This is a genomic window from Clostridium felsineum DSM 794, assembly GCF_002006355.2.
Classification (GTDB): Bacteria; Bacillota; Clostridia; order Clostridiales; family Clostridiaceae; genus Clostridium_S; species Clostridium_S felsineum.
In genome coordinates this window covers 66242-80707 of sequence record NZ_CP096981.1, presented here as the reverse complement: position 1 = coordinate 80707, position 14466 = coordinate 66242, and the positions used below count along the sequence as shown (strand labels likewise).

At 30.8% G+C, this 14466-nt stretch carries 13 protein-coding genes; all 13 read left to right on the top strand.

What is annotated here, in order from left to right:
• The first annotated feature begins 12 nt into the window (after nt 1–12).
• From CLFE_RS22910 to CLFE_RS22850, 13 genes are read left to right on the top strand one after another with little or no spacing between them, the layout of a single operon-like run.
• Entirely contained in the window at nt 13–4179 is a 4167-nt protein-coding gene (locus CLFE_RS22910; protein WP_077893151.1) for a hypothetical protein, read from the top strand.
• A gap of 12 nt (nt 4180–4191) precedes the next feature.
• Nucleotides 4192–5262, top strand: a complete 1071-nt coding sequence (locus CLFE_RS22905; RefSeq protein ID WP_077893152.1) for a hypothetical protein — start codon at nt 4192–4194, stop codon at nt 5260–5262.
• Nucleotides 5263–5300: 38 nt separating this feature from the next.
• Nucleotides 5301–6920: a hypothetical protein gene (locus tag CLFE_RS22900; protein WP_077893153.1), complete on the top strand. Its 1620-nt coding sequence runs from the start codon at nt 5301–5303 to the stop codon at nt 6918–6920.
• Between the two features lie 15 nt (nt 6921–6935).
• The gene (locus CLFE_RS22895; RefSeq protein WP_077893154.1) at nt 6936–7205 is read left to right on the top strand and encodes a hypothetical protein; all 270 of its coding nucleotides are present in this window, start codon (nt 6936–6938) and stop codon (nt 7203–7205) included.
• Between the two features lie 35 nt (nt 7206–7240).
• Nucleotides 7241–7744: a hypothetical protein gene (locus CLFE_RS22890; RefSeq protein WP_077893155.1), complete on the top strand. Its 504-nt coding sequence runs from the start codon at nt 7241–7243 to the stop codon at nt 7742–7744.
• Between the two features lie 27 nt (nt 7745–7771).
• Nucleotides 7772–8677, top strand: coding sequence for a hypothetical protein (locus CLFE_RS22885; protein ID WP_077893156.1), 906 nt, complete (start codon nt 7772–7774; stop codon nt 8675–8677).
• A 57-nt stretch (nt 8678–8734) separates the two neighbouring features.
• Entirely contained in the window at nt 8735–9220 is a 486-nt protein-coding gene (locus CLFE_RS22880) for a hypothetical protein (RefSeq protein WP_077893157.1), read from the top strand.
• Between the two features lie 11 nt (nt 9221–9231).
• The gene (locus CLFE_RS22875; RefSeq protein ID WP_077893158.1) at nt 9232–10029 is read left to right on the top strand and encodes a hypothetical protein; all 798 of its coding nucleotides are present in this window, start codon (nt 9232–9234) and stop codon (nt 10027–10029) included.
• Nucleotides 10030–10046: 17 nt separating this feature from the next.
• Complete coding sequence (locus tag CLFE_RS22870; RefSeq protein ID WP_077893159.1) at nt 10047–10574, top strand: hypothetical protein; 528 nt, start codon at nt 10047–10049, stop codon at nt 10572–10574.
• A complete protein-coding gene (locus tag CLFE_RS22865; protein WP_077893160.1) occupies nt 10568–12076 on the top strand; it encodes a hypothetical protein in 1509 nt (502 codons plus the stop codon). The genes CLFE_RS22870 and CLFE_RS22865 overlap by 7 nt, the downstream gene beginning before the upstream one ends.
• Nucleotides 12077–12088: 12 nt before the next feature.
• Complete coding sequence (locus CLFE_RS22860; RefSeq protein WP_077893161.1) at nt 12089–12667, top strand: hypothetical protein; 579 nt, start codon at nt 12089–12091, stop codon at nt 12665–12667.
• The gene (locus CLFE_RS22855; protein WP_077893162.1) at nt 12667–13743 is read left to right on the top strand and encodes a hypothetical protein; all 1077 of its coding nucleotides are present in this window, start codon (nt 12667–12669) and stop codon (nt 13741–13743) included. Before CLFE_RS22860 ends, CLFE_RS22855 begins: the two co-directional genes overlap by 1 nt.
• A 10-nt stretch (nt 13744–13753) precedes the next feature.
• Nucleotides 13754–14251 carry a hypothetical protein gene (locus tag CLFE_RS22850; RefSeq protein ID WP_077832515.1) on the top strand — a complete coding sequence of 166 codons (498 nt, stop codon included), beginning with the start codon at nt 13754–13756 and terminating at the stop codon, nt 14249–14251.
• Nucleotides 14252–14466: the final 215 nt, after the last annotated feature.

Below are 14466 nucleotides of genomic sequence, written 5' to 3'. Positions count from 1 at the left end.
CAGGTGGAACAATTGAAAAACAAATTATATTTAACCCTTTCTAATCTTTTTGAAGAAATTAAAACAGCTAGGCGTAAAAGTACTTCTTTAGATGATGAAATAGATAATAGAATAAAAGAAGCTCCTGAAGTTACTAGTGCTAGAGAGGGCTTTCCTTCTTTAAATGATAGACTCTCAAATATTCAAAATAACGTAGTAAAAAACAGCTTATATGCAAATGGAGTAGATGATAAGTTAAACAGTTTAAGAACTGAGTTAATAAATAAAATTCCTAAAAATAATACCGGTGTTATAGAAGATGTTAATAAAGATATTTTAGTTTCTTTAGACAATAAGGTCTCTCACAAGGAAGATTTAATTAGCTTAACGCCAAACTCCACTGTTACTTTACCCAATGATGGTTTATACACTATTTCTAAGGCTTATATGTCTGCCACAAGCTTTGAAACAGCCTTAAAAACTATAAGCTTCAACAGCGATACAGATGTAGATTATGACAAAGCCTTTTGCAATTTAAGAAATGGTACAATCTACGCCAATGGTTTTTCTGAGCTTTATGAGCTTCCACTAAACTCTGCAATAACTATGAATAATGATACCTATGACTGCTGTATAATTGGAAATTTATGTACAGCAGCTACAGACTACTTTTCGTCTATAGTTAACCCTGATAAATCAATAAACTATACAAACCATTTAATAAATTCTCTAAACGGAAATACTTGGAATATAGCTAGAGGTTATGTAACAGTTATGTTTAGTTTCACCGAAATTATTCCCATATGTGAAGCCATATTTGATTTTACAACTAACAGCAGCTATGCTAACTTTCAAATTGATACTTCAGAGGACGGAAGCACTTGGGATAATATTTACAACGTAAACATAACAACTGGTGAGCAAAAACTAGACTTTAAACCACCTTCCAATGCTGCTATAAAAAGCATACGTTTTATTATAAATGCCTATGATGGAGTAAGTAATAGAAGCATTTCTATAAGCAATATAAAACTATTCTCTCTTAAATACAATCAACCTTCTAAAATAGTTGCCTCTCGTAATCAGTTTATACTTGATCTAGATAATACAAAGCTTATGATAAAAGCTAAAAGCAGTTCAGATACTAATAAATTAATAGTTCAAAAATATGCCTTAGCTAATATGCTTGGTGATGGTTCTAAGCCTTTGTATACTTATATTCCAAAAACTTATAATCTTTTATCTCAGGACTTTTATGATTCCAAAGGCTATAGATGTGTTCAAGATAGTCTTCAAAGCTATGGTGCTGTAAATAAATTATCCAATACTTATTTATACTCAAGATTGTATGAAAAGTCACCTATTAATGCTCCTAATGGACAATTGGGTAATATAACAATGACTAAGAATGGAAGCTCCTATTCAAATTATAATGCTTGGCTTCCTTATACAAATATAGCTTATAAAATTTTTATAACATTGAAGGGTGAAAATTATGAAATACCTCTTAGTTTAGACAATATAAACAATATAATTCCAGTCACACTTGGAGGCTCGGAGCTTAATATACAAATTAGAGTAATAGACAGTAGGGCTATAAAAGTTTTTGTAACACCAGTTAATGGTGAAATAATTAAAGTTGATGCTGTAAATGTTGTTATGTATAGTCTTTATAGTTTAGGAATTAGCTCCTATTATGACGGTGTATTTTCAAGCGTTAGTTTTGGCTTAAATAGTTCTTCTATAAAAGGCTATCCAATTAACATCCTTCATTTTAATAATACCTTTTCACTTGGTCACCATAGATTAATATGGAGTGGGTACTACTGGGCATACTGGTATTGGGATTCTTCACCATACAATTCCACTGAAAATGGAGCAGTATGTGCTGTAATCCCTCAGGATATTTACAGTGGCACTGAAACTACTAGTAATAATTATACAGATCCAGTAAGCACTTCAACCTACTCAAAAATAGGCTGTAATCTTCCTGTAAACATATATATAGGCTGTGATGGTATAGGTGCTCTTCAACCTATAATGGAAGCTGATTGTTATTCTGTGCAGGCTAATAATCTTAAACCTATATATTCTTTTGATGAAGAATATACTTCTAAAACTTATATAGGCAAAAACTCTAAAATAGCTTCTATACTACCTAACCAAGCTGCTGCCTCCATTGATGATATAGAGTATTCAATTTCCTTTGATGGTTATAATTATTATTATATAAATTCAAATTTAAATTGGCTTTTGTATACAAATAAAGGCATGACCTCAGATGCTTTAAGTAAGCTAAATGACTCCAACTTTGAAAGTATACGCGCTGGAAGTGAATGGCTTTATATAAAAGTAAAATTAATAACTCCTAATGCCAGTGTGCAAAATATAACTGTTAATTTTGACAATGATTACTTCGAAGTCATAGCTGATGATGAAATTTTATCTAAAGGCATGACCAAAAGATGCCTTGAAAGTATTAATCCAACCAGCTTAACAAATAAATTTTTAACTATATCTCCACTGCTATTTATTTATTATGAAGCCTACAGCCTTTATCCTACCTTTCAATTTCAATTAAGTGGTTATGATATTGATAACTACCTAGATATTAGATGGCAGGAAATAGATAATGTTAATGTAGCGGAATATTTACTGGGTGATAATGGTTTACTATATAAAAACAATTCAACTACTGAAACTAAGTATATTAAGGTTATAAGAAATATAATTCAAAATCAAACAGCCATTATAGATGCACGAGATGAAACTAAAGATAATATTAACACTATAAAGCTTTCCCAAGAGGTTTTAAGTGATAGTGTAGATGCTCTTAAACAATCTGTAACCTTAATGCATGATACCTTTCTTCAAAAGGGCACCGTTCCAAGCGAGCTTCCAAGTGAAGTTCTTCCAGCCCTTCAGGTTATAGAAGTGCCAACCTTAAAGCCTAACGAATACTATGTAATTGAAAATGTACCAAGCTTTAGGGGCGTTCAACTTTGGGATGAAATAACCTCTTATATTCCTTATAGTGATGTTATTAATTATAACAATAAAACTATCCAAGAATTTACCTATTCCGGAATTAGTTTTGATGAAACAGAGGCATGTTTAAGCACGGATTATGATAAAGATAACGCTTATATATGTCCTGAAAATGTTTTAAATAATGCAGGTGCTCTAGGTCCTGTGTCCTATCCGATGTTTGATGTGACAGCTTCTGTTGCCCCAACCTCAGGAGATATTAATGAAATGCTTGAAAATGGAGGTACCTTTAGTTTTAGTTATTCTTATGGATGGTGGTGGGGTAATAAATATATACGGGCTGGTGGATATACTGTATATTGGGATTTACCTGGTGAAGCTACCCGATGGGTAGATGTAATCTTTGACTTTAAAAAGAATGTATGGATTAATTATCTTACAAATTTAGAATTTAGTTTATATGATGCAAATCATGGAGTACCATCAACCGTACAATATAATGAAAGTATACAATCTCTAAGCTATCAAATAACCACTTTTTCATTTTCTGAAGATGGTAAGGAATACACTGATATAGCTAAATATTCAGGAACTGAAGCAGGCACAATAAATTTCAATACAGAATTAAGGTATATAAGAATAAGAATGGAGGTTCCCTATAGTTACAATAGAGGCTGCGGTACAGTTACCTTTACTGGCATGGACATTTATTTCTCCCCAGTACATTACATTCATAACACTGAAGCCTATATATATAATAGTGTACCTATAGATTCAAGTAAGTGGTTGGATTTCACAAGCATAAAGGTAGATAGATTCATCGATCATGATCCTTGTGAAATGCGTTTTCTTTTATCAGAGGATGCTAATCAGCTGCAGTGGAAGTATTGGGACGGAACAACCTGGCAAATTGTTAATCATGTAAGTTTAGCACAAAGCATGTCAATTGAGACACTACTAGCTCTAACAAATAATGAACTTAATCAATTAAAAAAAGGTTCTTTATCTATAGCTGCCATTATGAAAACCACAGATATATGGAAAACACCAATATTACGATCAGTTGAATTTATTCACAGCAATGAAACTAAACAGTATTACACCCTTTCAAATCCTTATACTATTGACATAAAATATTCTGATTTAGACAAAACCGTCACTATTACCAATACCACAAATAGTGTAAGGAAAATAAAAATAGTTTTACTATAGGAGAGAAAGATTATGAGAAAATTATCTATACCTTATACCAAGGACAACAAATTATTGGATTTATTAACCTTAGAGGAGCTTCAATATGCTGGTGAAATATTTATGCCACTTCCTTACGATATAATGCCAAGTGGTAGGTCTTATTCAAAGGCTGAACTTGATGAATATAAAACTATTTTTGACATACAAATAAAAAAAGCTAAAGAATTAGATTTAAAGATTAATATACTGGGGAGTAAGCCCATTTTAGATTTAGATACAGGAATGTCCACAATTCTACGCACCGTTAGAGAGCTTGAAAGAATAAAACCCTTGGGTGCTGATAAGGTTACTATATCAAATTTAACCTTTTTAAAACTTCAAGGTGAATATATAAAAAGCTTAGGCTATGAAATAGAATTATCTGTAGTAAGCAACATAGATTCTGTTGAAAAAATAGATCAACTAATGTATGTACATCCATATATAGATTCCATATGCCTTTACAATAACTTTTTAAATGAAGGCGATGCTTTAAATTACATTAGAACTAAATATAATAAGCTAAAACTAAAGATTTTAGTAAACCATTTATGTATGTACAACTGCGCTGCTCATGTAGAACACCATGATATTCAATGTAATATTATGGTAGATAAAATGGACACCTCCAACATTAACGAATGGAGACTATTTAGCAATCAAAGACAAGTTATGCCAAGCTCTAAGCTGTGCAATTTTGCCATGGAAAATAGAAAGATAAATGTTTTAAGGGAGACTTCCTTTTTAAGGCCTGAAGACTTAGGCCTTTATGATAATTTTATAGATTTGTATAAAATATCTGGAAGAGAGCACCCAGCAGATGAAATTCTGAAATGGATAAAAATCTATGGAGAAAGAAAATACTCAGGAAATTTACTTGATATTGTAGATGTGCCCTTCAATCCAACTTACGGCCTTGATAATGAAAAATTTCCAGAAGCTTATGCTAGTACAAAGTTTAACTGCTCTCATAAATGCTACAAATGTGGCTACTGCGACAAGATAATTGAAGATGTTAAAATTAAGGCTTCAGAAGCAATTATTCCGCCCACAGGAGTTTAACAAAACTCTTTTATATAAATTTAAATAAAGGTGATTTTATGGATATTATAAGTATGCAAATAGCTAATAGGCTACAGAAAAAAATGAAGGAAGAATATGGAGGAATGTATGAGGTTTTCACAGCTACAGAGGGACAAACTACCTTCACAAGCAAAGAAAGCTTTATGAAAGAAGGACATACTCTTAAAGTATTTGTTGATGGTGCTTTAGCCATAGATGATGAAGATTATTCAAAAAAAGATGCTAATACAATAGTTTTTACTAAGGGTCTTCAAGCCGGTAATATTGTATTACTAACAACAGAAGTAGTTGGAGTTCCTAAATTTGAAAATCCAAGCTATGATGATACTACTTTAAAAAACCTTATAGCTACCAAAGCCGATGAAGCCTCCCTAAAAACTGTGGCTGACGAAGTAACTTTAGCTAGAGGCGATAGTGCCTCTCTATCTGATAAGCTCGTATCCATTACTTCTTCAATTCCAAAGGCTTATGATGATACTTCTTTAAAAAATCAAGTCCAAGGCATTATAACCGCTTTAGATGACAATAAAGATGGCAGCATAACTGATACTATCGCAAATTTAAAAGCTCAGTGGGAAGCTGCAGATGGCGATTTGAAAAAACTTGTAGATAATAAGGCAGAAGAAGCTGATCTTACTAAATTATCAAGTGCTGTTGATGGCATAAAAACTTCCGTAGCTTCTAAAGCTGATGCTACATCATTAAAGTCAGTAGCTGATGAAGTCACTGCTGCTAGAGGTTCAAGTGCTTCTTTAGCTGAAAGAATTAATTCTATAAGTACTGGTTCAGGCTCAGGCTATGATGACACTGCTTTAAAAAATCTTATAGCTGCAAAAGCAGATGAGGCTGACTTTACTAAATTATCAAGCACTGTTAGCGATATAAAAACTTCTGTAGCTTCTAAAGCTGATGAAGCTTCATTAAAATCAGTTACTGATGAAATAACTGCTGCTAGAGGTGAAAGTACTTCTTTATCTAATAAGCTCGTATCTATTACTGCTTCAATCCCAAAGGCTTATGATGATACTTCTTTAAAAAATCAAGTTCAAGGCATTATAACTGCTTTAGATGATAATAAGGATGGCAGCATAACTGATACTATAGGTAACTTAAAAGCTCAGTGGGAAGCTGCAGATGGTGATTTAAAAAAGCTTATAACTAACAAAGCTGAAGAAGCTGATCTTACTAAATTATCAAGTACCGTTGATGATATAAAAACTTCTGTAGCTTCTAAAGCTGATGAGTCTTCATTAAAATCAGTCACTGATGAAGTAACCTTAGCTAGAGGAGATAGTGCTTCTCTAGCTGATAAGCTTTCTTCTATCACCAAATCCATTCCAAGTAGTTCTGAAATTTCAGGTATACAAGATCAAATTAAAAATGTAACCTCCGCTCTAGATATTAATGGTGATGGTAATATAGCTGATAATCTTAAAAACTTAAAAGCTCAATGTGATTCAGAAAAAACGCTTATAGATGCTAAAGCTGACAAAAGTGACCTTAATACTCTAAGCACTACAGTGGCCTCTCTTCAAGGTAAAAAACTTGATGAATTTGTAATAACAGATACCGCAACTCAAAAGAACTACAAACTAACAGTTACTAATGGAGCCTTATCCTTAGTAGAAATAAAATAATGGAGGTAAAGTAAAATGAGAATAGTAGATAGATTAAAAGAGTTAGAACTTTTAACGGGTAATAAAGAGTGTAATTATGAAGTATCATATGTTTATGATGATAAGCAAAGAATTTCAGAAGAAAAAATTACTGGTGACATAGTTAAAGACACCATCTTTACCTACGATAGCCAAGATAATATTTCAACAGAAGTAGTGACCTTAAATGGTAAAACCCTTACTAAAAACTATGTATATGATCAAGCTACAAATAATTTAACCTCTGTAAAAATTACTGTAAGTTAGTTACAAAATATTTAAAGAAAGGGTATATAAAATATATGGGTAAACAATTACTCCAATTAAATCAGATAGCAGGAATTCATAGAGATACTCTTTACAATGAAATTGTTGATGTAATAGAAAAATCTACTGGTTATAAAGATCCAGTTAACTTGATAGGTGATTTACCTACTGCTAATAATGCAGATGGAGATATCCGTCTTGTAATTTCACAGGATTTATACTATATGTGGGATATATCTGCTAATACTTGGTCCATTAATAGAAATATAAGTGTTGAAGAAAAAATAATAAAAATTCCTATACAAAATGATAACCAAAACTTATTTAAACTTCCTCTTTCACTTGGAATATTAGAAGGTATAGCTAGTATAAATTCAATTGATGTAGTAGTTAATGGAAGTACTCAAACAAAAGATGTCGATTACGACATTATCTATGATACCACTTCAAAAACAATAACCTTAAACTGGCTTTCAAAAGATTTTTCTCTTGAAGTAACCGATGCTTTAGAACTGTTAGCTGATATATTAATAAATTAAATTTATTATCCTTAAGGAGGAAATAATATGGCTTTAATTAAAAGTAAACAAATCGAATCTTTAGAGGCTAAAAAAGTCACTCAAACCACAGATCTTCAATTCGTTTCACAGACTGAAAAAGATAGTTTTGCTGATAAGTACACAAAGAGTGAAGTTGACAGCAAATTAAAAGATACAAATGACTCTCTTCAAAAACAAATAACTGAAAATAATACTACTGTAGTAACACAAATTACAAATGTAGAAACTGAATTAAAGAACGATGTAACAGTAATAAATACTACAACTGCTGATTTACAAGTACAAATTAAAACTAATGCTGATGCTGCTTCAAAACAAATATCAGACTTAGATGCTAAATTAGAAGCTGATGTAACTGCAATAAATAAAACCACTGATAACCTTCAAAGCCAAATCACTACTAATAACACTAACCTTTCAAATCAAATTACTGCAGTTAATACCTCCCTTCAAAATCAAATCACATCAGCAATTCAAGGTTTATCTTGGAAATCACCAGTTGATACCTTTGCCGATATAGCAAAGGTTTATCCAAAGCCAGAAGAAGGTTGGGTTGTAACTGTAGATGATACTAATAAAATCTATAGATATGATGCTCCAACTAACACTTGGGTAGAGTTTCCTATACAATTACCAACAACTTATTTAAATACTATTAATATAATACCTTCTGTTAATGGTCAAACTTCCATAGATACTGGAATTAGAAATGATAATACAGGTGTCTACAAAACTGGTCATAACAACATAGTTCTCAAAGTAAATGGCTGTGCTCAGGTTTGTGGTAAAGATAAAGATTACACAGCAGATTTTGTAAACAACTCACTTGTAATAACTTGGAACAACTTAAACTTCATACTTGAAACTTCTGACGAATTAGACGTAACATATACTCACTTTGAAATAGTTTAATAAATTAGTATCAGCAGAGAATTAACTTCTCTGCTGATACATAAAGAGAGGTGTGTAATGGGAAGAATCAAAGACAAACAAATAGAAAACATAAGTGCAGACAAAATAATTAATCTAAATGATAAAAATTTTGTGTCTGATAAGACTCTAAACATTATAAATAACTTTAGTATAAATGAGAATGGAATACTAGTATATAATGGCAGTGCTATTGGCGGTGTTCCCATACTTAGAGAAATACATCGCAGCTTTACTCTATCACCGTTAGAAACAAAATATGTAGCCCTCCCTGTTGGTTTTTCTAAATATGACCTAAGAACTCTTTTATTGAGCAGTACGGGACCCGTAACAATAGATATTTATGACAATTGTGTTAACGGTTTTTTAGTTTACAGCAGCTGTGCTTGTATGTATAAATACGACGTTATTAACATTCCCTGCGAGGATAAAAGTGGTAAAAATAATGTGAATCTTGTTATTTCAAATGATAATATATTTCTAACCTGTGTTTCTATAAATATTAAAATAACAAGTTTAGCATAGAGGTGAATTTAATGGATGAAAAATATATTATTTATGACAATTTTATTGCTGATGATGGTCAAACTACATTTACTGTATCAAAGCCCTATGTAAGTGGAGCAATTTTAGTTTATTTAAACGGTTTACTTACAACTAATGGTGCTAATGGAGACTATACTTCACAGGATGATACACATATAAAATTTAATTATCCACTTGCTAAAAACGATAAAATTGCCATTGTGTCTTTAATACCTCTTGATGGGGTTCCGATAAAGATTATCTCAACTAAAGATATGGATCCTAATTCAATATACGAAAAGTATGGCTCAATTGCCAAGTTACAAAATAATAATGAGTATACTGTATCCATAAAAATAAAAGGCAAAAATTATGAGTGGAAATTCACATCAGCCTACAATCCATCTTATACAACAGTAAAAAAAATAAGAATGGATACAGGAGATTTATTAACTAATGATGACGAAACAATAAACTATTTAATATATCTTAACAGTAAGGAAATCGACATGCTATACAAAGTTTACAGCAAAAATTCTCAAGCCTCAAATGATATAGTAACACCTTCAGTTATCATTCAGTGGAAGGAAGCCTGGGTTCGATATAAGACTGATTTAGACCTTTTAAATTCTACATATATTTCCTTAAATAATATTACTAGCGGAGTGACACAAAAAATTGGAGATATAGAAATATCTAAAAAAAGTGAATCACCTTTACTAACAGAGCTTCAAGAAAGATTTATGCTTCTTTTTAACCGATATGACGACTTTATCAAAAATGTGAATTCAGCGGTAGCTAAGTCCTAAAAGAAAGGATGGCTAAAATGTTTTTAACTCCATTTAATTTAAGAAATGAATTTAGAAATTTACAACATGATTTTGGTGAGGATATTTTATATATTAAAATAAATGATTGTATAAAATGTTCCTGCTTTAATGAATTTTACAAGGTTGGTGATCCAGATTGCTTAAAATGTCTAGGTACTGGATTTAATATAACTATTGAAAAAATTAAAGTTATAAATTACAACTCTATGAAAAATACAGTTCAGCACTCTAAAGTAGGTGAAATATATTCTCCTATATACACTTTGTATTTTGATCATACCAAAAATCCTGAAATTAAAGATAGAATTTGTCTATCAGAATTTAGTGAAAATCAGATTAATATTAAAGCTGTTTGTGAAATAACAGGTACAAATGCTGAGAAAGGTAGCCTAGGTAGGAATGAATTTTATACGGTTCAAGCTAAAACTCGCCCTGAGCTTTTAACTCAAACACAAAACTTTTTTAATAACCTGTCTTCTGATAATAAAGAATTAATTATAAAAGGAAATGAAGTGTCATGCTAGATAATAAGAGAGATTTTAAAATTAATGATAGAGATTTATTTTCTTCAAATATTTACATTATAGGCTCCTCAGAATTAGGTCCAACTAATGTACCAACACCTATAAACAGTGAAAAAAAGCTTTATAGTACTTTTGGTCAATCTGGTAACCTTGTAGCTGCCTATAAAAAAATTAAGGAAAGTTCTTTAGCTAGTAATATTATTCTGGTAAAAACTACTGGTACTCATGCTGAAGCTAAAATAAAGGTTAATTCCTTAGACAATGGTTTAATACTAAAAGCAAAAGCTTCCTCTAAAATATACAACAATATAAAGATTTCAATAGATACTGAGGGTTTAACCTTTGAATTTCCGTCAGAGCTTGGTGGAAAAAGCAGACGCTATACCTTTAGCGATTATCCTATATTTGATTTACTAGAAAAGGCCATAAATTCTGATACAGAAAATAATTTAAATTACGTTTATGCAAAACTTAATGTGTATCCTGGTAATTTAACAATGGATTCAATGAATGTAAGTGAGCTTTATATGTATGGTGGAGATGATGGACTAAACATCTCTAAGAATGATCTCTACAACTGTTTAGGAACTACCTACAAGCTTTTAGAAGGCGAAAAAGTTGACTTAATAGTTCCACTAGAGGCCTTTATGGATGATATATCCCCAAAAAATTTTGGAAATGATCAAACTCAGTACAATTCTATTTTCTATAAGGACAGTAGGGACTATCTAAACCTAAAACTTAATGACGGCAATAATGCCACTTTTTATGAGCAGCTATTAAATTATTGCTTGAAGCAGATGAACCTAGGTTTTACCACTCATGGAATAATGGGCTACAATAATATTTCTGAATTTGAAGCTTTTGATGAAGACAGCTATATATCCAGCGTTTTAAGCTTAAGCCTAAAAATAAATAGATTAAATCTAAGCCTTAAACCTTATTGGTTTTTAATTTCAGTCGTGGCCGGTGATTTAAAATTTAGTAATAAAGAAATATCAAATGGTTACCTTACATACGCTGGTACCGTTGCTAATTCATGCCTTCGTTCAAATATAACTAATAAAACCATAGATAAAAACCTTTCTTTATATAATGAGTTTAGTGATAACAACAAAGCTATTCTTTCAGATATGGGAATAGTGGTATTTAAATATAATGTATTAAAAAACGCCTGTGTAATAATGAATTCTGTTACTACCTCAGATAAAATAAATAACCTACACCTTTTGTATAATGTAAGAATATTTGAATTGACATACTCTCATATAAAAAAACTTTTAGATAGTTATGTAGGTAAAAATATTAAAAATTTAGTTAAAAATAATGCTTTAATTGATAGAATTTCTAAAACCCTAAGCTTACTAGTTAATAAAAATATTCTAAGTGAATTTAAAATTAAAGTAGATCCAATTAGTGAAGAAGAATTAAAAATATATATAAATTTAAAGACAGACTATACCTTAAAGCCATTAACAATTATAGGAAGTATGAAATGTTAAGAGGGTGATTTTGTGAACTCCATTGATAACTTAGATTCAATTTTTGAAATATTAAATAAAATACTTACTGAAAATTTAAATTGTGATTTTAAAAGTGCTGCTGCAGAATTAAATAATAGTGAAAATCTAAAAAATTTAAAGCTGCCCTGCATTACATATAATATAAAATCCAGAAAAGCGTCAACTAAATCTAGCTTAAAGGATATTACTAAAGAAATTGTAGATGGCAAAGAAACAGGTTTTGCCCTTAAAGTATATAGTCAGTGGTTTAATTGTATCGTGGAATTTAATATATTTGGAAGAACAAGCCAGGAGACTATAAAATTGACTGAAAAATTTGAGACACTTATAGATGCCTACTCTTCTGACTTAAAGTACCAAGGAATAAAAGACATATCTTTTTTAGCTGAATACAACTGTGAAGATAAAAAGGATTATACTGTAGATATCCCCAAAAAGTGTCTTGATTATTATATTGGCTTTGAACGACTTGAAAGCTTTAGAATTAATACTTTTAAAAATTTATACTCCTATGCTATTCCTTTAAATAACACTAAAATTCTAAATACAAGTAGTAAGGGGGAATCTTAATGCCTTCAACTTTAAATAGCAGTCTGCTTATAATAGGTACTTCTCTATCTGGCCCTTTTTTAGAGCCTACACCTGTTACCAAAGCTACTGCTGAAAAAATTTTTGGCAGCTGCATAGATTCAAATGGTATTAGAAACACTACAAGCTTAATACCTGCCTTTAATCAAGCCTTAGACCTTGGCTGCAAGGATATTAGACTAATGAGAATAGATGCTTCACCTTCAAATAAAGATGGGCAATTCAAAGCCCTTTCAGCTGCCTACAGTGCACTTCAAAATTATGTGGTTGATCTAGTAGTTCCAACAGATGTATATGCAAATGATGTGCTTACAGATGGAAGCCAAAACTTTGCTCTTCAGCTGGCAGCCTTTTGTTCTAGCCTTTCAACTAAGAACAATATAACTCTTGGATTTATACCTGTTAAACCACCTATAGATACAGGAGTTTTAGGACTTCAAGCTTATGTAGATGATTTATGTAAATACAACAATAATTACTCTCTAAATGGCAATGACATAGGTCAATTTATAAGTGTAGTGGCAGGACCAGAGCCTATTCATTATATGCCTTCAATAGGAAACTATTTAGGAAATTCTGCTGTAGCCTACGCTGCTTTTAGTTCAAATTTTAATGCTTATCTTGAAAATAAAAGCTTAAATGGTGTAAAAGATTTAGCTTTTAAATTTTCTCTTGATGAATTAGCTTCCATAAGAACAAACAATATTGTAGCTTTCAAAAAAACTGGCAGCTTAATTTGTTTAAATAACCCTATAACAGCTGCTGCTAAAGGCTCTGTTTATCAAAACTTAACCTCCATATTAATTTTAAAAGAAGTTGTTTCAAGAATTTCAAAAATAATTACTCCTTTTATAGGAGAAGGAATTCTTGCCTATGAAAAAACAGCTGTAGCCTTTACTGTAGCTAAAGAATTAAAAGCTTTAAAAATGGAAAATTTCATTACCGACTACGCATATTCAATAAAAATAAATGAAACAAGCGAGCTTAATGTAGAAATTACTATAGTTCCTATTAAGGATACCAATGAAATTACTGCATTAATAAGCTTAGTACCTTAAGGAGGCTTCTATGAACAATGAAATTTCAGATTTTTATAAAAGTTTTTCCGCTAGTGATGCTCTAGCCTTTATAATGTTTCCTAAGGCAGCTCCTGTACTTTTAGGAAGTTTAAACAATATAAATTACTCTATAAAAAAAGATAAATCAATTTCGGTTACAATTGATTTTCAGCTTGTTAATAAGCATTGGGAAAGTAACCTAACAAAACAAATTCCTTGGCTTGAAGCTTGCTATGAACTTGAAGGTGATAAGCTCCCTCTATTTGATATTATGATTCTAAATTCCTTAGAAGATGATAGTGCTTCTAAAATATTTATATATGGAGCAAAGATATCAGGTGAAACTAATAGTATTAAAAGTAATCATCTATCTACAGAAGGTACTCTTAGGTTTATGGCTAAGGATATAGATACATTTTTAGATAAAGACATCACTACAAAGGACTTAGAGCACAATAATTGCATAATAAGAGAATGCTCTACTGAAATGTATTTCGATGATATTTAATTTTTGTAAAATTATTCCATGGTTCTCTAAAAAAATAAATATAATATCTTATAAAGGGTATGTTATATATTAATTTAATATGTAGCATACCTTTTATTATAGAATTTCATAAATAAATCGATAAATATACTGTTAAAAATTATATCATTTACTATAAATATAGTATATAATTATTAGAGAAATTACTGAAAATTCGCAACTAAAATTCAATTTAA